Origin of the sequence: Marivirga tractuosa DSM 4126 (genome assembly GCF_000183425.1) — a bacterium.
In the GTDB taxonomy this organism is placed as follows: domain Bacteria; phylum Bacteroidota; class Bacteroidia; order Cytophagales; family Cyclobacteriaceae; genus Marivirga; species Marivirga tractuosa.
This window is the reverse complement of the sequence record NC_014759.1, coordinates 3,795,681-3,816,267: the sequence shown is the minus strand read 5'-3', so window position 1 is coordinate 3,816,267 and position 20,587 is coordinate 3,795,681. Positions and strand designations below refer to the sequence as shown.

Here is a 20,587-nt window from a genome sequence, read left to right as displayed (position 1 = left end):
GAAACATTCGGGTTTTTCTATTAAATAATTCAATATTTTTTATGATAAATGTATTTGTAAACGATGAGACCTCCCCATTGAGGGCTGTGATAGTAGGAACTGCCAAAGGCGTTGGGGATGTCCCCAATCTGGATGATGCCTATGACCCTAAGTCTAAAGAACATATTGCTGCAGGGACTTATCCCAAAGAAGCCGATATGGTGAAGGAAATGGAGGCATTTGCAAAAGTTTTAGAGAAACACGGAGTAAAAGTTTACCGCCCTGAAATTATAGAAGATTATAATCAGATTTTCTCAAGAGATATTGGCTTTGTGATTGAAAATAAATTCATCAAACCAAGAATCTTGAAAGACCGAAAAGAGGAAATCAAAGGCATTCAATATGTTTTAGAGCAAATTAATCCTGAGCAAATTGTGACGGTTCCGGAAGAAGTAAGGGTAGAAGGTGGAGATGTCATGCCTTGGAAAGACCACATTTTCGTAGGCTATTCTGAAAAAGAAGATTTTGAAAAATACATTGTAGCGAGGACCAATAGAGCCGGATTAGAATTTCTTGCCCATGAATTCCCAAACAAAACAGTAAAAGGGTTTCAACTTAATAAATCAGATCAGGTAGCCAAAGACAATGCCCTGCATTTAGATTGCTGTTTTCAGCCTATTGGTGAAAACCAAGCTATAATTTATAAGGATGGGTTCAAGTTAGAGGAAGATTATAATTACCTTAAAGATTATTTTGGTGAAGATAATCTTATCCATATCACTAGGGATGAGATGTACGAAATGAACTCTAATGTTTTCTCTATCAGCCCTAAAGTAGTGGTTTTAGAAGAGAAATTCACTCGACTGGCAGGCATTTTGGAAGAAAAAGGATATACGGTTGAAAAAGTGCCTTACGCTGAAATTTCTAAAATGGAAGGATTGTTAAGATGTTCAACATTACCGCTTGAAAGAGCCAAATAAATAATTTTATTCTTTTTGAAAATTTTTAATCAGATGGAAAATAACCAAAGTACCAATACATTAATGATGGTTCGACCAGTTCAGTTCAGATTCAATGAACAAACTGCTGTGAATAATTATTACCAAAAAGCAATTGAAGGATTAAGTGCATCCGAAATACAATTAAAAGCCGCTAATGAATTTGATCATTTTGTTGAAATGCTCAGAAGCAAAAATATCAATGTGATTGTGGTAGAAGACACCCCTGAACCAAGCACTCCTGATTCTATATTCCCTAACAACTGGGTTTCTTTTCATGAAGATGGAAAAGTAGGTTTATATCCTATGTATGCTCCTAACAGAAGACTAGAGCGGAGGCCAGATATTTTGGAAAAGCTTCAAACTAAGGAAGGTCTGAAAATAAGTGAGATTATAGATTTTTCACATCATGAAGCCGAAGATCGCTTTTTGGAAGGTACTGGCAGTATGATCTTAGACCGTCCAAACAGGTTAGTCTATATAGCAATTTCGCTCAGAACAGATGAAAAGGTTCTAGATGAGTTCTGTGATAAATTTGGCTATAAAGCCATAAAATTTACAGCAAATCAAACTGTGGATGGCAAAAGATTGCCTATCTACCACACCAATGTAATGATGTGTATTGCCAATGATTTTGCTATTCTCTGCGCAAAATCTATTGATGATAAAGAAGAAAGAAAAACCGTTATTGAAAGTTTACATAATAGTGGTAAAGAAGTAATTGAAATAAGCGAAAAGCAAAAGCACCACTTTGCAGGAAATATGCTGCAAGTAAATGGTACTGACGGAAAGCCTTATTTAGTGATGTCAGCCGCTGCGCATCAGTCGTTGAATGAAGAACAGGTTAAAAGAATTGAAAAATATTGCGAAATTATAAGTAGCTCATTGGATACTATTGAAGCCTTAGGTGGTGGAAGTGCCAGGTGCATGATGGCAGAAGTATTTTTACCCAAAGCTTAATCATTCAATTCACTATCTATTAAATAATTCTCTATCATGTTAAATTTAACAGAAGAACTTAAATCACTATCCTTAAAAGCATTCAAATCTCTATTTGAACAAGATTTGGATGAAAACCTTATTCAAATTCAGCCAACAAGAAAAGAATTCGAAGGAAGCCATACCTTAGTTTGCTTTCCATTAGGACGCTTTTCAAAATTAAGCCCAGAACAGACCGCTAAGGCTATAGGTGAATTCATGCAAGAGAATTCTGAATTGGTAAGTGGGTTTAATGTGGTGAAAGGCTTTTTAAATATTGTATTTGCTGATAAGGTATGGTTGCAAATTGCTTCTGATATTTTGAATACTCCTAATTTCGGATTCAAAGCAGAAACTGGAAGGGAAGTAATGGTAGAGTATTCCTCTCCCAATACCAATAAACCCTTGCACTTAGGCCATTTAAGAAATAATTTTTTGGGCTATTCCGTTGCCCAAATTCTAAAAGCTAATGGAAATAAAGTCCATAAAGTTCAAATTATTAACGACAGAGGGATTCACATCTGTAAATCCATGGTGGCATGGCAGAAATTTGGTGAAGGTGAAACACCTGAATCAAGTGGAATGAAAGGTGATAAATTGGTGGGGAAATACTATGTGATTTTCGATCAAAAATATAAAGCTCAGATTGCTGAGTTGGTAGAGGCTGGGAAGACTAAAGAAGAAGCTGAGAAAGAAGCTCCAATTATGAAAGAAGCACAGGAAATGTTGCTGAAATGGGAGCAAAAAGAGCCTGAAACTTATGCCCTTTGGGAAAAGATGAACGGATGGGTTTATAAAGGTTTTGAAAATACATACAAAACCATGGGCGTAGATTTTGATAAGTTATATTACGAATCCCAAACTTTCTCATTAGGGAAAGAAGAAGTACTACGCGCAGTAGAAGAAGGCTTAGCTTATAAAAAGGAAGATGGTTCTGTTTGGATTGATTTGACAGAAGATGGCTTGGATGAGAAATTATTGCTCAGAAAAGACGGAACTTCTGTTTATATGACGCAAGATATTGGAACTGCCATTTTGCGCTATAGAGATTTTCCTAAAATTGAACAACAAATCTATACAGTAGGAAATGAGCAAGAATATCATTTTAAAGTACTCTTCATTATTTTAGCTAAATTAGGCTATAAATGGGCAGAAAATTGCTACCATTTATCTTACGGTATGGTAGATTTACCAACAGGTAAAATGAAATCCAGAGAGGGTACTGTGGTAGATGCAGATGATTTGATGGAAGATATGTTTGCCACTGCTAAAAGCCGAACGGATGAATTGGGCAAAATTGATGGGTTTAATGAAGCAGAAGCTCAAGAACTATACCGTCAGTTAGGGCTAGGTGCTTTGAAATATTATCTATTAAAAGTAGATCCGGTAAAAAGAATGATGTTCAACCCTGAAGAATCCATTGATTTCCAAGGAAATACAGGCCCTTTTATTCAATATGTGCACGCTAGAATCTGTGCGATTTTACGAAAAGCAGAGCAATTAGGTATTGAACCTCAAGTTAGTGAGAGTTTAAGTTCACTAGAGCCAACTGAAAACAATGTGCTTCAATTGATCATTGACTTCCCTAACAAAATAGAGGAGGCTGCGAATGGATATGCCCCTTCAATCATAGCAAATTATGTTTATGAAGTAGCTAAGGCTTACAATAAATTCTATTCAGAGGTTTCCATTTTCAATGAATCAGATAAAGATGCACTGGCATTTCGAATAGGGTTTTCAAGAATAGTAGCAGAAACCATTGAAAAGTCGATGAATTTACTAGGAGCAGAAGCTCCTACGAAGATGTAGAATCACTAAATTGTCGATATCAAATTAGGTGAAATTAAAGATGTATATAAAGAAAAAGCAAAGGATTTTATTCAGAGCTTGTGCAATTAAATAGTGAGTCTATAATCTTAAATCTATCATCTTAAACTCTTCAATAATGAACATTCTATTTTCTTTTCTGTTTCTTCTGCTGAATTTATCTATTTTCACAAACTCAAATGAAACAGAAAAAGCTATGAGTATATATGATTTTCAAATACAGTCCTTAGAAGGGGAAATGATAGATTTCTCGGATTATGAAGGCAAAAACTTATTAATAGTAAATACGGCAAGTGAGTGTGGCTACACTCCTCAATATGCCGATTTGCAAGAATTGCATGAAAATTTCGGTAATCAAGTAACCATTTTAGGTTTTCCTGCCAATAACTTTGGTGGACAAGAGCCGGGTAGCGATCAACAAATTGCTCAATTCTGTGAGAAGAATTATGGTGTAACTTTCCCTATGTTTTCTAAAATGGAAGTAGTAGGAAAAAATCAGCATCCGCTTTTTAAATTCTTAAAAGAGGAAACTGGCAAAGAACCGACTTGGAATTTCTGTAAATATTTAGTTTCAGGTGATGGGAAAGAAATTAGTTTTTACCCATCATCAGTAAACCCCGGCGAGATAGCTGAAAAACTATAAGTATGCTTAAAAATTGGTTAGAAGCCTTTAGGCTAAGAACTTTACCCTTAGCCCTGTCTTGTATTGGAATGGGCAGTTTCTTAGCTGCTTTTTATGGGAACTTCAGTCTATCAGTCTGTATTTTAAGTTTGACCACTACCCTATTCTTACAAATCCTTTCCAATTTGGCGAATGACTATGGAGATAGTGTACATGGCGCAGACAGTGCAGAAAGAGAAGGGCCTCAACGCAGTGTGCAAAGAGGCAGTATTTCTTCTAAAGCCATGTTCAATTCCATTATCGTTTTTGCTATCTTATCTTTTGTAAGTGGTATTATACTTTTACATTTTTCAGTTGGGATTGGCAGCACTGCTTTTTATGTTTTTCTAGGCCTGGGCCTAGCTGCTATTGCGGCAGCTATTGCTTATACCAATGGAAAAAGACCATATGGATACAGTGGATTGGGCGATATTTCAGTTTTTATTTTTTTCGGTCTAGTTGGCGTTTGCGGTACCTATTTTCTACATGCTGGAAGTCTTGAGCCCCTAATTTTACTACCTGCCGCTAGCTGTGGATTGTTTGCCACAGGGGTTTTGAATATCAATAACATAAGAGATATCAAATCAGATAAGTCTGCTGGAAAAAATAGCGTCCCAGTAAGAATTGGGGAAGGTAAAGCAATCATTTATCATACCATTCTAATAACTCTAGGATGTCTGGCTTCAATTGTATTTTTATTCATGAACGAAGAAATAAAAAGCATTTTTAATTTATTTCCTGCTTTTGCCTTATTTGTAATCCATCTTATTAAAATTTATAAAGCAAAGAACTCAATTGAATATGACCCACAATTAAAACATTTGGCACTTTCTACTTTACTATTTGTAGTTTTATTTGGCATTTCAATTTTAGACTTGTAATACCATATTTTATAGTACTTTCCCCATCATTTTAGCATAAGATTCGTATATTTAATTGAACAATAATCGAAAACTATATCACTATGAAAAAAATATTGGTTCCAACCGACTTTTCAGATCAAGCTAAATACGCATTGAAATTAGCTGCAGAGATTGCAAAAAAAACGGATGCTGAATTAACACTCTTGCATGTTGTAGAAATTCCAGGCCAAACTTCCTTTAATACTATGGGAGAAGCAACTAATGTTGATGGAATGGAAGGTGTTTTCGTGATGAAAATGATTGAACAAGGCAAGAAAAAATTGAAAGAACTTAGAAATGATGAGCTTTTAGAAGATGTTAATCTAAAGACCGAATTAAAAGCTGGAAATACCTATTACAATATTTCTAGCATCATCAATGAATATGAGCCTGAATTAGTAGTAATGGGAACAAGCGGTAGTAGTGGAGTAGATGAAATTTTAATTGGTTCTAATGCCGAGAAAGTAGTAAGAAATGCTAAATGCCCTGTTCTGACCTTAAAAGAAGAAATAAGTTTAGCTAACATTGACAATGTTGTTTTTGCCACTTCGTTGAAGAGTGATGACAAAGAATTAGCAGCTAAGATGAAAGAAATTGCACATTTATCTTATGCTAAGATTCACCTTCTAAAAATAAATACTCCGAATAATTTCGAATCATCAACTACCACCTACAAGCGAATGGATGAATATATGAAAAATAATGGCTTGGAGGCTGAGAAGCATATTCATAATGGCATAAACGAAGAAGAAGGAATTTTAGAATTTGCTAAAGACAACAATATTGATTTGATTGCCATGGGCACACACGGTAGAAAAGGTTTGATGCATTTACTTAGTGGAAGTATTGCTGAGGATGTGGTAAACCATTCTAAAAGACCAGTTCTAACTTTAAAAATAGCTGATTAATAAACAAATTTTCTGTCCTGAGTATAAACTCAGGACATTTTCTACTCTTTCAAAAATTCTTTTAAAATTTTATTATATCCTTCCTGATTATCATTTAAAGTTGAGTGCCCTGCGCCTTCTATAATCTCAAATTCTGAATTAGGAACTTTGTCACTGAAAGATTGGACAGTCTGCGGACGAGCTTCATCATATTCGCCAGTTACAAAAAGTGTAGGTACAGAAATTTTCCTCATACTTTCAGTTCTGTCAAAATCTTTCAATGTTCCTGTACACCTAAATTCACTTGGACCCCACATATAATTATAAATTATTCCATTCCCCGTAACTTCAACAGAATCTAGAGGATGCTCATTTTTAGCAGTTCTTAAACCAAACCGACTCCAATAATAGGCATCTGCTTTTTGATACTCTTCTGAATCATATTCACCTGTTTCATTTGCATTCTTAATAATTGCTTGCATATCTTCGGGTAGTGTTTTGATTAAAGTGTCTGCATCTGCTTCCCATCTAGGAGTACTGATCAAGGGGCTACTCAATATCATTCCTTTAATTCCCCCTGGGTATTTTAGGTAATACTCTACCGCCAATGCACCTCCCCAAGAATGGCCTAGCAGATAAAATTCCTCCAAACCTAAACTGTCCTTTAATGTTTTTACCTGCTCCACAAAATGATCTACAGTCATCAAAGTAGTATCATTATGATAATCGGATCTACCGCCTCCTAACTGATCAAATAATATTAATGATCTTTTATCTGTTTGAGGACTCAATTGATAAAAATAACGATGGGTTCCACCAGGCCCACCATGCAATGTTAGAATCGGAATCCCCTCTCCTTCCCCCATTACTTTATACCAAATCTCTCCACCTTCTACCTCAACTTTTCCTTCATGAGGTTCAAGTCCCGTTTGAGTTTGTGCAGAACAACTAAATAGAAATAATACGATAACAATCAGATGAATTATTTTTTTCATACTTATTTTAAAATTTAATAGCAGACAATTTACAATTTTAAAAAGACTTCAACATTCCAAAAAGCCTAAAGATTTTCTACCTTTAAAATCTGTTTAACTTCAGAATCAAATTACAAATGAGCAATACACCCGAATCAGATAAAAAATTATTCCTTCTTGATGCAATGGCGCTAATTTACCGTGCGCACTTTGCTTTTAGCAAAACCCCAAGAATCAATTCAAAAGGGATGAATACTGGCGCTGCTTTAGGCTTTACCAACAGCCTCTTAGAAATATTGAAGAAGGAGAAACCAACACATATTGGTGTAGCCTTTGACACATCAGCTCCAACATTTCGCCATGAAGAATTCCCTGCTTACAAAGCACAAAGAGAAGAGCAGCCAGAGGATATCCGTGTAGCTATTCCTTATGTGAAGAAAATAGTGGAGGCATTTAATATTCCTGTCTTGATTATGGATGGGTTTGAAGCAGATGATATTATCGGTACGATAGCCAAGCAAGCAGGTGAAGATGGTTTTAAGGTTTATATGATGACGCCCGATAAGGATTATGCTCAAATGGTTACTGAAAATGTATTCCTTTACAAACCTGCGTTTATGGGTAATGGAGTAGATGTACTAGGTGTTGAGGAAGTTAAAAAGAAATTTGATATAGACAGAGTTGAGCAAGTAATCGATATTTTGGGTTTACAAGGTGACGCAGTGGATAATATTCCAGGAATCCCGGGTGTTGGAGCTAAAACTGCTATAAAATTCTTAAAGCAATATGGTTCAGTGGAAGGACTGCTGGAACACACTGATGAACTTAAAGGAAAGATGAAAGAGAAAGTGGAAGCCAATAAAGAACAGGCTCTGCTTTCAAAGAAACTAGCTACAATAAAAGTAGACGTACCTCTGGCTTATGAGCCTGATAAATTGGTTTTGGATGAACCAAATGAAGAAGCTCTACGGGAATTATTTGAGGAACTGGAGTTCAGGACCATCATGAAACGGGTGTTGGGAGAAGAGCCAAGTGCTCCATCCAAATCTTCGGCTAAGGTTGACCCTGCTCAAATGTCTATGTTTACAGATACACCAGAAGAAGCAGCACAAAAAGAAGAAGAGCCAGAAGAAAGAAGAACCTTAGCTAATACAAAGCATCAATATCATTTAATTGATACACCTGAATTAAGGGAGGATTTAATAACTTATTTGTCCATTCAGGATGAATTTTGTTTTGATACTGAAACCACTGATTTGGAACCCACTGATGCAGAATTAGTTGGGTTAGCTTTCTCTTATGTAGCGGGTGAAGCTTATTATGTTCCATTTCCAGCGGATCAAAAAGAAGCTCAAAAAATAGCTGATGAATTCAAGGAAGTGTTAGAGAATGAAGACATCACGAAAATTGGACAAAATCTGAAATATGACATTCAGGTAATGCGAAATTATGGTGTCAGAGTGCAAGGTAAGATGTTTGATACAATGCTGGCTCATTATCTTTTGGATCCTGAAACGCGTCATAATATGGATGTAATGGCTGAGAATTACTTGAACTACAGTCCAGTTTCCATTACCGATCTAATTGGTAAAAAAGGAGTTAAGCAGGGAAATATGCGAGATGTTCCAGTGGAGGATGTTGTAGAATATGCTGGGGAGGATGCCGATATCACCTTACAATTAAAGCATATTTTAGAAAAGGAAATCAAAGAAAACAATCTTGAAAGTTTGCTTCATGATGTGGAAGAGCCACTTTCCTACGTTTTGGCTGAAATGGAGTATGAAGGAGTTAAAATTGACAAAGATGCGCTTTCAAAGATGTCAAAAGAATTAGAAACCGCTGCTTTAGAGGCACAGGAGAAGATTTTTGAACTAGCAGGTCAGGAATTCAATATAGCCTCACCAAAGCAATTGGGCGAGATTCTTTTCGATAAAATGAAACTGGTTGATAAACCTAAGAAGACCAAAACAGGACAATACGCTACTGGAGAGGAAATATTATCTAAACTAGCCAATGAACATGAAATAGCGGATAAGATTTTAGAATTCAGAGAGTATCAAAAATTGAAATCGACCTATGTAGATGCTCTTCCAAAATTGATCAGTAAAAAGGATGGAAGAGTTCACACGGATTATCGCCAAGCGGTTGCTGCTACTGGTAGATTAAGTTCCAATAATCCAAACTTACAAAATATCCCCATCCGCACGGAAAAAGGTCGATTGATTAGAAAAGCTTTTGTTCCTAGAGATGAAAATTATCAACTGATGGCTGCCGATTATTCTCAAATAGAATTACGCATTATGGCAGCATTCTCACAAGATGAAGCCATGATGGAAGCCTTTAAAAATGGTAGAGATATTCATGCTACTACTGCCGCCAAGGTATTTGGAGTAGATTTAGATGATGTGGATCCTGGAATGAGGAGAAAAGCTAAGGAAGTAAACTTCGGAATCATTTATGGAATATCAGCATTTGGATTAGCTCAAAACCTCAATATTTCAAGAACAGAGGCTTCCGATATTATCAAGGCATACTTTAAAGAGTTTCCTAGGGTACATGATTATATGGAAAAAGTCAAAGAAGATGCAAGAGCTAACGAATACGTAACGACTATTTTGGGAAGAAAAAGGTGGTTAAGAGATATTAATTCTAGAAATCAGACCATTAGAGGATATGCAGAGAGAAATGCTATAAATGCTCCAATACAAGGAAGTGCTGCAGATATGATAAAAATTGCCATGATCAATATTCATAAATGGATGGAAAAGGAAAATTTAAAATCCAAAATGATTATGCAGGTGCATGATGAATTGATTTTCGATGCACATAAAGACGAAATTGATAAGCTCAAAGATAAAGTAGTAGACCTCATGAAAAATGCCATGGAATTAGATGTTCCTATGGAAATCGGGGTTGGTATAGCTGATAATTGGAGTGAGGCGCACTAGGTTATCAGGTTTGCAAGTTATCGTGTTGTCAAGTTTTTGAAGAGTTGAAATAAATTGGTGGAAAAAGTGGAAATAATAGATTGATATAAGATTGATAGATTAATTCCACTTTCTGTGTAATTCTGGGGTTTCTGTGAGCAAAACACAAGAGGACTTACAAGCAAATAGCAATAAAGAGATTAAAAAACATATGCCTAAAGACAAAATCATTTTAGGGCTTGATCCAGGTACTTCGGTTATGGGATATGGGGTTATTCAAATAACAGGCAATAAAATGTCTATGCTTCAATACGGTGTAATTCACTTATCAAAATACGCTAATCACGAAATTAAATTACGTAAAATCTTTGATCGTGTAACGAGCTTAATTGAAGATTATGCTCCAGATGAAGTTGCTTTGGAAGCACCCTTTTATGGTAAAAACATACAATCCATGTTGAAATTGGGAAGGGCTCAAGGAGTGGCTATGGCAGCTGCTCTAAGGTTAGATTTACCCATCTCGGAATACGCACCCAAAAAAGTAAAGCAGTCTGTTACGGGTAATGGTAACGCCTCCAAAGAGCAAGTCGCTGAAATGCTAAAAACTTTATTAGGCATAAAGGAAATTCCTAAACTATTAGATGCAACAGATGCATTAGGAGTGGCAGTCTGTCATCACTTCCAAGGAGGAAAAACAGCTAGTGGCCCTAAAAGTTGGAAAGCCTTCATCAACGATAATCCTAGTAGAGTTAAAAAATAGGTTAACAAGTTTACATGTTGCCAGGTTGACAAGCTCAGATTTAATGTGTTCTTCTGTGAGCAATCCCATAGAGTAGATTTCATTTCTCAAGATTCTAGTTCCTTCATTCCCTTAAATTAATTTCAACCTTAAAACCAACCCCAATGAGTTTAAACGACTTGACCTACCAAATAAAAGGTGCCATATATACCGTATTTAAAGAACTAGAGCCAGGATTATTAGAACATGTGTATGAAGCCACTCTAATGTTCGAATTACATCAAATGGGATTAAAGGCAAGAAGTCAGGTAGGTTTACCCGTTATATACAAAGGCACAAAATTAGAACTAGGCTATAGAATTGATATAATAGTTGAGAATAATATTATAATAGAAATCAAATCAGTAGAATTTCTACATAATGTCCATAAAAAACAACTACTTTCCTACCTCAAATTATCAGACAAAAAATTAGGCTTATTAGTTAACTTCAACGTTTCAAAACTAGTGGATAACGAAAGCTTGGTGAGGATTATTAATTAAGCTAATTAAAGCCTACTTAATCGAATTTTCATTCTTATGATTTTGTTTATATATTTCATAACCCATTAACAATAAAACAAATGGAAAAAGCTAATTTAATTCAAGACACAGTTGATATTTTAGATAAAATGTCTGACGAAAAAATCCAAGAAGTCAAAGATTTTGCCAGCTACATTCTGAAAAAGTATGAAGAAGATACGCTGCAAAATGGCTTGACTCAATTAGCAAATCAATCTCAAACCTATCACTTTCTGGAAGAGGAAGAAGATTTATATACAGTAGAAGATCTGAAAATTAAGTATAAATGAAAAAAGGCAAAATTGTCTTGGTTCCATTTCCTTTTACTGATCTAAAAGGCAGCAAAATACGTCCAGCAATAATTTTAGTAAATAAAGAATCAGATATCATTTTAGCTTTTATTTCTACACAACTCAATTGGACGGAAAAGTCAGACATTCTACTTGAACCATCTAGTATTAATGGATTGAAAAAAACATCTGTTTTGAGATTGTCCAAAATTGTCACTCTCCATAAAAATTTAATCCTTGGTGAAATTGGCGAGTTAGATGCTAAACTCCGTAAAACACTAAATGATAATTTAATGTATCTATTTAAACTCAAATAAATCATAATTTAAAATTCTTTCTGTGACCTTCTGTGCATTCTGTGAGAGAATTAAAGTGATAAAAGAAAAACTATGAAAAAAACAGCATTTATAACAGGCGCAACATCAGGTATTGGTCAAGCCACTGCTTTACTTTTAGGTCAAAACGGATTTAGGATAATTGCAACAGGTAGAAGGCAAGAAAGACTAGTTGAATTAAAAAACGAGTTAGAAAAATATACGGAAATTCATACACTGAATTTTGATGTACGTGACCAAAAAGCTGTTTTGAAGGCTATCGAAAGCCTACCCAAAGACTGGGAGAATATCGATCTTTTAGTAAACAATGCAGGAAACGCACATGGTCTGGCTTCAATCGAAAATGGCAATATGGAAGATTGGGAAGCTATGATTGATATCAATGTGAAAGGATTGTTATATGTTTCTCAGCCAATTATTGAAAAAATGGTTGCTCAAAAGGCAGGGCACATCATTAATATAGGTTCTGTCGCTGGGAAAGAAGCTTATCCTAACGGCAATGTCTATTGTGCTTCCAAGCATGCAGTGGATGCTTTAAATAGTTCAATGCGGATGGATTTGAATAAATATGGAATTAAAGTTTCGCAAGTTGCTCCTGGATTAGTGGAGACAGAATTTTCCTTGGTGCGATTCAAGGGAGATGAGGATCGCAGCAAAACAGTTTATGAGGGCTTTGATGCTTTGAAAGCAGAAGATATTGCAGATTTGATTTTGTTTATGGCTACTAGACCAGCACATGTGAATTTAGCAGATGTTTTAGTATTCCCAACTGCTCAAGCTTCATCTACAATGGTTAATAAGTCGTGAGGCTTTGAAGTGGTTTAATTTAAATTATCGCGTTGAGCTATAATCTCATTAATTCTATTTTTCAACTCCTCTTTTTGGTTTGAACTTAGAATGCTACCATCTGATAGTTGGTTACTCATTAATTTTATAATTTCATCTAATTCTTCGCAGGAATTAAATAACTTTTCCATTAGATCTTTGGTCTTCGGATCCGTACTTTCCATTCTAATGAGGTCAGTTAAGCCCAAAACCCTAGCTAATGGAGCTCGTAGAAGATGAGAATTAATAAATGCGTACTCTGTAAGCTGGTAATTTCTTTCCTCCAATTCAGCAGTTCTGTTTTTCACCATCAAATCTAGTCCATCATTCAAGGAAGTTAGTTCTTGATTACTTCTGTTTAATTCTTCCACAGTCGTTCTTAGTTCCTCTGTTCGTTCTTTTACTATTCCTTCAAGCCCTGTGGAATATTTCTTTAACTTTTTGCTATAATTAAATTGAACCATGAATAAGGTGACGACAAGTAAAGAAGTGATAAATTCGAAATGAAGCGATTGACTTAATTCGATATAAAAAGGAATGAATGGAGTCTCATTTAATCCTAAAAGCTGATTTGTGATGATAAAAATAGGGACTAAGAATGCTGCGTAATAGATAGAAATTCCTAAAACGCATAGCGCTATGGTTTTAATTAAATAGCCTGAATACTGCTTTATAACTAAATGATAAAACGCACCAAAGAAAGCTAAGCCTCCGGCATGCATCAATATGGTCGAATAAATAGATCCTTGTTCAGGTGTGGGTAAAGCTGAAATAACAACAGCAATAATGAGATAAAAAGGGTTGCCAACATACAAAACACTTATCAAAAGAGGGATTTCATTCAAACTGCTAATGGCAGCTGTGAAGCCTGGTATATTAAATTTGACAAGACCTAAAAGCGTTGAAAGCAATCCGAATATCACACTCAAAGTGACGTCTCTTAGATGTTCATTTTTTAGCAGGTTTTTATTCAATCACTTTATTTTTAAGGTTTTGATCCAAGCTTTATGAATTCAAATCTTGAATTATTGCTAATGCTTCTTCCGACTCACTAGCATTAACATATAAATCAACAGCATTCACAGGAGCTCCAAATCCGGCAATTACTCCTGATTGAAATTCATTTTTTACCAAAGAAGAAATACCAATTTTAGCCAATTCAGCTCTGAGCCTATTAATATTTAATTCAGTATCGCTATAAACGCAAATCATATCTTTTTGGGTATTGTCCATATCATTAAAGATACATAAAAAATATAATATCTTTTAAAAATAAGATTTCGCTTGCCCCATAGGCAAAAAAGGGTCAATAACCGTGAAGGTTGATGTTTTCTATCTCTGTTAGCGTAATTTTATAGTTGATTTTCTTTTGTATAACTTCAAAGTGATGTGATTCTTCTTTAGAAATCAAGGAGATCGCTTCACCTGCATGTTTGGCTCTTCCTGTTCTACCTATTCTATGCACAAAATCTTTAGGCGAACGGGGGAGTTCATAATTGATCACGAACGGTAAGTATTCAATGTCTATACCTCTAGATAGCAGATCTGTAGTGACCAAAACATTAACTTTCCCATCTCTAAAATCCGATAAGGCTTGATTTCTGGCATGCTGACTTTTTTTACTATGAACAGCTAACGCATCTATCCCATTCTTTCGCAATTTATCGGCTACTTTATTAGCACTTGTAATCGAAGAAGTGAAAACCATTACCTGTTTTAGGTCTTTTGATTTTATTAAATATCTAAGCAAGGGGCCCTTTTGATTGGCTTCTACTGCATATGCGGATTGCTTTATCAATTCAACTTTTTCTTCTTTTTGCTCGATATGAATGATAGAGGGTTTGTTAAGGTATAGTTGTTTCAATTTTTGAACATCAGGACTTAAAGTAGCTGAAAACAATAGCTTCTGAGCAGTCCCTGGAATGATCTTCAAAATTTCATCTAACTCTTTCTTAAAGTTTGCATTCAATATCTTATCCGCCTCATCAATCACCAAAAGCTGTAAGCTACTCAACTTTAAAGCATTGGATGAAACTAAATCCAAAAGTCGGCCAGGTGTCGCAACCAATATCTTCACTTCTCCCATTCCCTGCATTTGTGGATTCACGGAAGTTCCTCCAAAAACTGCCATGGTTTTGCTATGATTTCGATTCGTATCCACAAAAAGTTTAAAGACCTCCAATACCTGCTGTGACAATTCACGAGTTGGTACCAAGATTAAAACCTGCGGCTGACGATTTCTTGCTTCTGGAAAAAAATTGAGTTTTGTTAAAATGGGTAAAACATAGGCTAAGGTTTTTCCTGAGCCCGTTTTGGCAATGCCTAGAACATCTTTCCCATCCATAGCCAGCGGAATAACTTCTTGCTGAATAGGAAAGGGGCTTTTAATATTCTGTTTTGATAGAACGTTGGAAAGTGCAATAGGTAAATTAAATGATGCAAAAGACATAAAGGGGTGTGCTATAAAATGAAATGTAAAGTTATTCATTTTTGATCATGATTCCCTTTTACATAGAGGTTTAATAACACTATCAATATCAAACTTAATTTCCTTAGCTTTGCATCATGGTTCAAAAAATCAAATCTCAGGCCGAAATGTTGGCTAAATTAGGAGTCAAGGGCTTGAATCCTATGCAAAAAGAGGCCTTGCAAGTTCTCAAAACTTCTGAAGATACAATCTTGCTCTCTCCGACAGGAAGCGGCAAAACATTGGCATTTTTACTGCCCATTATTGAATCATTAGACCCAGAATGCAAAGAGATTCAAGTTTTGATCATTGTTCCTTCTCGTGAATTGGCATTGCAAATTGAACAAGTAGTGAGGGAATTGGGCAGTGGATACAAAACGAATGCTATTTATGGAGGTAGGGCAGGAGCTAAAGATAAAATCGATTTACAGCATCCGCCAGCAATTCTGATTGGTACACCGGGCAGAATAGCGGATCATATTGAAAGAGAAAGTTTTGCTGTCAAGAACATCCATACTTTAGTACTAGATGAATTTGATAAGTCTCTTGAAATAGGTTTTGAAAAAGAAATGAAAGCCATCGTTTGGGAGCTTCCCCAATTGAGAAAGAAGATTTTGACTTCTGCTACTGAACCTAATAGAATACCTGAATTCTTAGGTTTACGTGATCCTTTTTACTTAAATTATTTGGATGAAAAGATCAATAAACTCTCAGTCAAAATTATTAAATCCCCTGAAAAGGATAAGCTTGAAACTTTAGGGCAATTAGTCCAGAAATTAGAGGGGCAACCAGGTATTATCTTTTGTAACTTTAAAGATAGCATTGAAAGGGTCAGCGAACATTTAGGTGGATTGAAAATTCCGCATGGCTGTTTCTATGGCGGATTAGAGCAAAAAGACCGGGAAAGAGCTCTTATTAAATTCAGAAATGGAAGCTATCATTTGTTGTTAGCTACTGATTTAGCAGCCAGAGGTCTTGATATCCCTGAAATCAAATTTATTATCCATTATCATTTACCTATTAAAGCGGAAGAATTCACTCATAGAAATGGAAGGACTGCCCGCATGCATCAAGCAGGGGTGGCTTATGTTTTAGAAGGATCGGAAGAGAAGCTACCTAATTTTATCAATGAAGAATATATTTCTATTCAAGAAATTGGAAATACAAAGACTGATGCCATCGCTTTTCAAACGCTTTTTATTTCTGGGGGTAGAAAAGATAAAATATCTAAAGGAGATATCGCAGGTTTGTTTATGAAGGAAGGCAAACTGCAAAAAGAAGATATAGGCGTAATTGAATTAAAATTGGATTGTGCTTTCGTGGCGGTTAATGCTGAAAAAGCTAAAAGCATAGTGAAATCTTTAGATAACAGTAGATTAAAGAAGAAAAAGGTTAGGATTAAGACTATTTAAGAAAGAAAAAGCCCAAGCGAGACGCTTGAGCTAGATATCTGTAGTAAAAAGGCAACTGGTTCAAGCGTCTCGCTTGGACCTCTTCATTACCACCTAAATTTCATCTCGAAATGGCATAAATCTCTTCTTGTCTTCCATCAATATAATATATTTCTTCCCCATCAAAGAAAGCTTCTTCTTCCAGCATGATGCGGATTTCCTTATTCCATTCTTGGATGAAAACCGCTGCATTCAATTCAATGGAATAAGCTGTATTTGGATATAATGGATAATCACCGCTTCCTGGGACTCCACCCTGAGAATCCCACATTCCGATTGTAGGTCCAGCGGCATGACCATGATAGCCGATAGGATGTGTATAGATAGTAGGTTTCAAACCAGCTTCTTTAGCCTCCTCCAATGCTGATAACAGCATCTCATTCCCTGTTCGGCCTGTTTTGAATTGATTAGTCAAATGATCTTGCACTTTTTTACCCTCCTCAAAAGCCTTGACCAAATAAGTTGGGATTCTTTCCTCTCCGGGCTTTAAAACATAAGCATGCTGTTGTGTATCGGTATTTAATCTCAAATAGGTGATGCCAAAATCTACATGCAATAAATCACCTGGCTGAATAATCTGCTGGTCAGGTCTTTTACTGAAACTCCTCAAATGATCAAAATTCTCAGGATCAGCTCTTTGCACATCCACAGTAGGGTGGAACCAAGTCTTTAGACCAAGACTATTGATTTCTTGCCGATACCACCAAACCAAATCATCGGTAGTGCTAACGCCAGGTGTGATGGCTTCCAATGAAAATCCCTTCGCTATAATTTTGTGGGCAATATTGCATAATTGCTCATAAATAACACGCTCTCGCTCTGTTCTGGTTTCCAACCAACCCACAGCTAATTTCTCTGCTGATACTACTTTTTTCTGTTGTGATTTTGACAAAGCATTCATCAGCAAGTCATATTCCGATTTTACCAGGCCATCGGCATGTGAAAAGTCTTTGGACATGTTCAAGCCAATCTTTTTAGGATTCTTCTCTGCGATGAGTGCCGCTAATCTTTTCCACTGGTCTGGCTGTTCATCAGGATTCCAAGCCCTCTTAAAAATTTCTCCAACATCATATCTAGCCACAGCATGAGCCTGCAGTTTTGCTCCTTTTTCAGGCTGATATATCAACAACATCGTAGTTCTTCGGGCGGCCATCCATGTGGACGGTAACATGGTTTTGATAACAGGATCTTCATTATATTCACTTGAAATAATGACCCACATATCGATACCTGATCGCCCCATTATTTCAGGTAAAACAGTTTCAAATCTTTCTTTCAGAATTTCGTCTTCCAATTTAGCCTGATCCTCTAAACTCAGAATTTCAGGATATTGAGCTAAACTACTATTGGCAAATAAGAATGATACTAAAAGGACTAATAAAAATTTATTGTTCATATTTAATAAATTGAATAAACAGACAGCTTTAAGGATTTCAATATAATAGAATTTATCGAAAGCCTACTCTATGATATCAGAAAAGCCATGATGTGTTTCATGAAAATAAACTAATTGATTTCAGTTAAAACAGTATAGCTACTTAACTTTCCTTTTTTATCATACTGTTCACTTCTAACAACCCCTACATTCTTAGCAATCCATTCCACATTTTTGGTTTCTCGGGTCATCATCATATCCAATTTCACAATTGAATTAATTTTCCAAGCATCATAGGTTCCGGCTGGTACTTCAATACTCTCTTTCGCCATTACTTTTCTGTCTTGAATTTTGATTTCCATATTCATTTGCATAGGACCTGCAATCGTCACGCTTACACCACCATCTTCCAAATATTGACCTGCCTCCAAATTTTCAGGAATGGTGATGGCATCAAATTCCATTTCAACATCCATATTCTTAAAACCTTCCATAGTTTCATCAGGAATATACTTGGACATGTCCAATTCTACCACACCATCTTTGCATGTAAACTCCACTTCTTTCTCCATTACCACCTTATCCTTTTTGTCATAAGAAATGAGCATTACATTGGCAATGAGTTTGCCATCTGACTCTTCTTCAAGAGACAAAACTTCATAGCTTTGCTTTCCTTGATATTTGTCTTTGGCGTTATAATTAGCTAAAGTCCATTTCCTGCCTTCTTCCAATAAGAAATAAGGATTACAATCTGATTGAGCCAAGGATTTAAATGGAATTAATACTATGAAAAATAATGCCAGCCCTTTAAGTAAGTTCTTCATAATTCGGTGTTTTAGTTTTTACCAAATTACGATTTTATCTTGATAGTGCCAATAATGAATAAATGCTGGAAATCTCTGGCTGTTAGAGCAACTCCTCCTGCATCTTCTCCATCACCTCTTCTTTCAATTTCGGAAGGTCTTTTTGGGTCAATCCTTCCGTTGATATAGAGGGTAAAATTTGAACATGCACTTTGCCGGGTTTCATTAAAAAACTACTAGGTTTCATCAATTTGGCTGCATCTTTTATGACTATGGGTAAAATTGGAGCTTGCGCATCAATAGCAATTCGAAAAGCTCCGTCATAAAATCGTTGTAAGGGCTGATCTGTTCGGTTCATGGTGCCTTCAGGAAAAACTAAAATAGAAGATTCACTTTGTAAAACTTCATTTAATCGCTCCTTACTTTTCTGTCTGCTTGTAGGATTTGATCGATCCACTACTTCGGTTATCATTTTGATCAAAAATCCAAAAATTGGGATTTTGGTCAATTCTTTTTTAGCCAAGGCCTTAAAAGGAGCGTCAATAGCTTGCGCAATGGCAGGTGTATCTAAAAAGGATGTATGATTGGAAATGACCACATAATTTTCTTTTTTATTGAAATGTTCCTTCCCTTTAATTTTATAAATGATACGGTTAAAAGTACTAAAAAGTAATGACCACAATCGAATCGCCCTGAAGCTTAGATGTATTCCTTTTTTATGGATCATGGGTGGAATTAAAAACACCGGAAAAAGGATAATCATAAAGACATGGAAAATGAGTAGCGCCCAAATGGTATATATGAATTGGAAAAATTTCAACATTGACTGAGTAAGATCTTTTTATAAATACAAAGATGCCAAAAATAATAGAATCAAGCTTTTTTTAAGCAACTTATGAATAAGCTTTTTACACAAATAAAAAATTACTACTTTAGTTTTTGAATTATCCAATAAAATGAAACGAACTTATCTATTAGTATTGCTAGCATTCACAACATTAAATCATGCTATTTCTCAAGACAAGAGTAAAGAAGAAATTCTACTGGAATTTGATGAACTTAGTAAGTCGGAAACTGGTGAGATTTTAGAAGAGGGCCTAAACTTTAAAACTTATTTATATACGGGAACAAATCTAGATCGTAAACCAGTGCAAAACTTTGAAGAGTATTCTCAAAAAATACTGTTTTATTGGTCTTCAGACTGCAGATATTGTAAAAAAGAGCTTGATGAGCTAGAAAGAATTATTTCAGAGCAACCCTATTTAAAGGATTCCATATTGGTTATTATGAGAGTGGACAAACAAAATAGAGAATGGAGCCTTCAAAAAGAAGATGATTTTTATACCCTATACAGGAATAAGAAAGATTTTATGCGCTTACCTGTCCCACTTTTGTTCTTATCTGAAAGGATTCTTGAAGAATCCTCTTTAATAGGAGCACCTTACACTTTATTCCTAAATGACATGCAAGAAATTGAATATGTTAAGCCTGGTTACTTTGGAACTAAGCGCAGCTCTAAAATAGAAGAAATCAATTATGAATTTTTAAAATGGAAAATCAATAAGCATCTTGCTCCAAAAGATCCCTGATAATGTAGTTCGCTTTTTCT

General features: G+C 35.5%; 21 protein-coding genes. 14 read left to right on the top strand and 7 right to left on the bottom strand.

Annotated elements, in window-relative coordinates:
* Window positions 1-41 precede the first annotated feature (41 nt).
* From FTRAC_RS16210 to FTRAC_RS16185, 6 genes are all read left to right on the top strand, one after another.
* Window positions 42-959: a dimethylarginine dimethylaminohydrolase family protein gene (locus FTRAC_RS16210; RefSeq protein ID WP_013455359.1), complete on the top strand. Its 918-nt coding sequence runs from the start codon at window positions 42-44 to the stop codon at window positions 957-959.
* A gap of 33 nt (window positions 960-992) precedes the next feature.
* Entirely contained in the window at window positions 993-1,937 is a 945-nt protein-coding gene (gene ctlX, locus FTRAC_RS16205) for a citrulline utilization hydrolase CtlX (RefSeq protein WP_013455358.1), read from the top strand.
* 36 nt (window positions 1,938-1,973) lie between these two features.
* The gene (argS, locus tag FTRAC_RS16200) at window positions 1,974-3,764 is read left to right on the top strand and encodes an arginine--tRNA ligase (protein ID WP_013455357.1); all 1,791 of its coding nucleotides are present in this window, start codon (window positions 1,974-1,976) and stop codon (window positions 3,762-3,764) included.
* A gap of 136 nt (window positions 3,765-3,900) precedes the next feature.
* Entirely contained in the window at window positions 3,901-4,425 is a 525-nt protein-coding gene (locus FTRAC_RS16195; RefSeq protein WP_013455356.1) for a glutathione peroxidase, read from the top strand.
* Between the two features lie 2 nt (window positions 4,426-4,427).
* The gene (locus FTRAC_RS16190) at window positions 4,428-5,324 is read left to right on the top strand and encodes a 1,4-dihydroxy-2-naphthoate polyprenyltransferase (protein WP_013455355.1); all 897 of its coding nucleotides are present in this window, start codon (window positions 4,428-4,430) and stop codon (window positions 5,322-5,324) included.
* 83 nt (window positions 5,325-5,407) lie between these two features.
* Window positions 5,408-6,253, top strand: a complete 846-nt coding sequence (locus FTRAC_RS16185) for a universal stress protein (protein ID WP_013455354.1) — start codon at window positions 5,408-5,410, stop codon at window positions 6,251-6,253.
* Window positions 6,254-6,294: 41 nt separating this feature from the next.
* Here the strand turns inward: FTRAC_RS16185 and FTRAC_RS16180 are convergent, their stop codons facing one another.
* Entirely contained in the window at window positions 6,295-7,227 is a 933-nt protein-coding gene (locus FTRAC_RS16180; RefSeq protein WP_013455353.1) for a proline iminopeptidase-family hydrolase, read from the bottom strand.
* A 116-nt stretch (window positions 7,228-7,343) separates the two neighbouring features.
* Here FTRAC_RS16180 and polA point away from each other — a divergent pair, with 116 nt between their 5' ends.
* From polA to FTRAC_RS16150, 6 genes are all read left to right on the top strand, one after another.
* The gene (gene polA / locus FTRAC_RS16175; protein WP_013455352.1) at window positions 7,344-10,154 is read left to right on the top strand and encodes a DNA polymerase I; all 2,811 of its coding nucleotides are present in this window, start codon (window positions 7,344-7,346) and stop codon (window positions 10,152-10,154) included.
* A 190-nt stretch (window positions 10,155-10,344) separates the two neighbouring features.
* Complete coding sequence (gene ruvC / locus FTRAC_RS16170; protein ID WP_013455351.1) at window positions 10,345-10,893, top strand: crossover junction endodeoxyribonuclease RuvC; 549 nt, start codon at window positions 10,345-10,347, stop codon at window positions 10,891-10,893.
* Between the two features lie 143 nt (window positions 10,894-11,036).
* Window positions 11,037-11,414 carry a GxxExxY protein gene (locus FTRAC_RS16165; protein ID WP_013455350.1) on the top strand — a complete coding sequence of 126 codons (378 nt, stop codon included), beginning with the start codon at window positions 11,037-11,039 and terminating at the stop codon, window positions 11,412-11,414.
* A gap of 80 nt (window positions 11,415-11,494) precedes the next feature.
* Window positions 11,495-11,722 carry a hypothetical protein gene (locus FTRAC_RS16160; RefSeq protein ID WP_013455349.1) on the top strand — a complete coding sequence of 76 codons (228 nt, stop codon included), beginning with the start codon at window positions 11,495-11,497 and terminating at the stop codon, window positions 11,720-11,722.
* On the top strand, window positions 11,719-12,039 hold the full coding sequence (locus FTRAC_RS16155; protein WP_013455348.1) for a type II toxin-antitoxin system PemK/MazF family toxin: 321 nt from the start codon (window positions 11,719-11,721) through the stop codon (window positions 12,037-12,039). The genes FTRAC_RS16160 and FTRAC_RS16155 overlap by 4 nt, the downstream gene beginning before the upstream one ends.
* Window positions 12,040-12,111: 72 nt before the next feature.
* Complete coding sequence (locus tag FTRAC_RS16150) at window positions 12,112-12,864, top strand: SDR family NAD(P)-dependent oxidoreductase (RefSeq protein ID WP_013455347.1); 753 nt, start codon at window positions 12,112-12,114, stop codon at window positions 12,862-12,864.
* Between the two features lie 14 nt (window positions 12,865-12,878).
* On the opposite strand, the gene FTRAC_RS16145 is transcribed toward FTRAC_RS16150, so the two are convergent.
* From FTRAC_RS16145 to FTRAC_RS16135, 3 genes are all read right to left on the bottom strand, one after another.
* On the bottom strand, window positions 12,879-13,856 hold the full coding sequence (locus FTRAC_RS16145; RefSeq protein ID WP_013455346.1) for a phytochrome family protein: 978 nt from the start codon (window positions 13,854-13,856) through the stop codon (window positions 12,879-12,881).
* 31 nt (window positions 13,857-13,887) lie between these two features.
* Entirely contained in the window at window positions 13,888-14,115 is a 228-nt protein-coding gene (locus tag FTRAC_RS16140; RefSeq protein ID WP_013455345.1) for a putative signal transducing protein, read from the bottom strand.
* A 73-nt stretch (window positions 14,116-14,188) separates the two neighbouring features.
* Window positions 14,189-15,370: a DEAD/DEAH box helicase gene (locus tag FTRAC_RS16135; RefSeq protein ID WP_245545986.1), complete on the bottom strand. Its 1,182-nt coding sequence runs from the start codon at window positions 15,368-15,370 to the stop codon at window positions 14,189-14,191.
* Window positions 15,371-15,447: 77 nt separating this feature from the next.
* On the opposite strand from FTRAC_RS16135, the gene FTRAC_RS16130 reads away from it, so the two are divergent.
* A complete protein-coding gene (locus FTRAC_RS16130; protein WP_013455343.1) occupies window positions 15,448-16,761 on the top strand; it encodes a DEAD/DEAH box helicase in 1,314 nt (437 codons plus the stop codon).
* Window positions 16,762-16,861: 100 nt separating this feature from the next.
* On the opposite strand, the gene FTRAC_RS16125 is transcribed toward FTRAC_RS16130, so the two are convergent.
* The 3 genes from FTRAC_RS16125 to FTRAC_RS16115 form a co-directional block, all read right to left on the bottom strand.
* Complete coding sequence (locus tag FTRAC_RS16125) at window positions 16,862-18,196, bottom strand: M24 family metallopeptidase (RefSeq protein WP_013455342.1); 1,335 nt, start codon at window positions 18,194-18,196, stop codon at window positions 16,862-16,864.
* Window positions 18,197-18,306: 110 nt separating this feature from the next.
* A complete protein-coding gene (locus tag FTRAC_RS19445; protein ID WP_013455341.1) occupies window positions 18,307-18,999 on the bottom strand; it encodes a TapB family protein in 693 nt (230 codons plus the stop codon).
* Window positions 19,000-19,081: 82 nt separating this feature from the next.
* Window positions 19,082-19,705: a lysophospholipid acyltransferase family protein gene (locus FTRAC_RS16115; RefSeq protein ID WP_013455340.1), complete on the bottom strand. Its 624-nt coding sequence runs from the start codon at window positions 19,703-19,705 to the stop codon at window positions 19,082-19,084.
* 229 nt (window positions 19,706-19,934) lie between these two features.
* Here FTRAC_RS16115 and FTRAC_RS16110 point away from each other — a divergent pair, with 229 nt between their 5' ends.
* On the top strand, window positions 19,935-20,567 hold the full coding sequence (locus FTRAC_RS16110) for a hypothetical protein (RefSeq protein WP_013455339.1): 633 nt from the start codon (window positions 19,935-19,937) through the stop codon (window positions 20,565-20,567).
* Window positions 20,568-20,587: the final 20 nt, after the last annotated feature.

Excerpts from the sequence above, each read along its gene's own strand:
- FTRAC_RS16210 (WP_013455359.1), top strand. The coding sequence starts at position 42 with ATGATAAATGTATTTGTAAACGATGAGACCTCCCCATTGAGGGCTGTG.
- ctlX (WP_013455358.1), top strand. The coding sequence starts at position 993 with ATGGAAAATAACCAAAGTACCAATACATTAATGATGGTTCGACCAGTT.
- argS (WP_013455357.1), top strand. The coding sequence starts at position 1,974 with ATGTTAAATTTAACAGAAGAACTTAAATCACTATCCTTAAAAGCATTC.
- FTRAC_RS16195 (WP_013455356.1), top strand. The coding sequence starts at position 3,901 with ATGAACATTCTATTTTCTTTTCTGTTTCTTCTGCTGAATTTATCTATT.
- FTRAC_RS16190 (WP_013455355.1), top strand. The coding sequence starts at position 4,428 with ATGCTTAAAAATTGGTTAGAAGCCTTTAGGCTAAGAACTTTACCCTTA.
- FTRAC_RS16185 (WP_013455354.1), top strand. The coding sequence starts at position 5,408 with ATGAAAAAAATATTGGTTCCAACCGACTTTTCAGATCAAGCTAAATAC.
- FTRAC_RS16180 (WP_013455353.1), bottom strand. The coding sequence starts at position 7,227 with ATGAAAAAAATAATTCATCTGATTGTTATCGTATTATTTCTATTTAGT.
- polA (WP_013455352.1), top strand. The coding sequence starts at position 7,344 with ATGAGCAATACACCCGAATCAGATAAAAAATTATTCCTTCTTGATGCA.
- ruvC (WP_013455351.1), top strand. The coding sequence starts at position 10,345 with ATGCCTAAAGACAAAATCATTTTAGGGCTTGATCCAGGTACTTCGGTT.
- FTRAC_RS16165 (WP_013455350.1), top strand. The coding sequence starts at position 11,037 with ATGAGTTTAAACGACTTGACCTACCAAATAAAAGGTGCCATATATACC.
- FTRAC_RS16160 (WP_013455349.1), top strand. The coding sequence starts at position 11,495 with ATGGAAAAAGCTAATTTAATTCAAGACACAGTTGATATTTTAGATAAA.
- FTRAC_RS16155 (WP_013455348.1), top strand. The coding sequence starts at position 11,719 with ATGAAAAAAGGCAAAATTGTCTTGGTTCCATTTCCTTTTACTGATCTA.
- FTRAC_RS16150 (WP_013455347.1), top strand. The coding sequence starts at position 12,112 with ATGAAAAAAACAGCATTTATAACAGGCGCAACATCAGGTATTGGTCAA.
- FTRAC_RS16140 (WP_013455345.1), bottom strand. The coding sequence starts at position 14,115 with ATGGACAATACCCAAAAAGATATGATTTGCGTTTATAGCGATACTGAA.
- FTRAC_RS16135 (WP_245545986.1), bottom strand. The coding sequence starts at position 15,370 with ATGAATAACTTTACATTTCATTTTATAGCACACCCCTTTATGTCTTTT.
- FTRAC_RS16130 (WP_013455343.1), top strand. The coding sequence starts at position 15,448 with ATGGTTCAAAAAATCAAATCTCAGGCCGAAATGTTGGCTAAATTAGGA.
- FTRAC_RS16125 (WP_013455342.1), bottom strand. The coding sequence starts at position 18,196 with ATGAACAATAAATTTTTATTAGTCCTTTTAGTATCATTCTTATTTGCC.
- FTRAC_RS19445 (WP_013455341.1), bottom strand. The coding sequence starts at position 18,999 with ATGAAGAACTTACTTAAAGGGCTGGCATTATTTTTCATAGTATTAATT.
- FTRAC_RS16115 (WP_013455340.1), bottom strand. The coding sequence starts at position 19,705 with ATGATCCATAAAAAAGGAATACATCTAAGCTTCAGGGCGATTCGATTG.
- FTRAC_RS16110 (WP_013455339.1), top strand. The coding sequence starts at position 19,935 with ATGAAACGAACTTATCTATTAGTATTGCTAGCATTCACAACATTAAAT.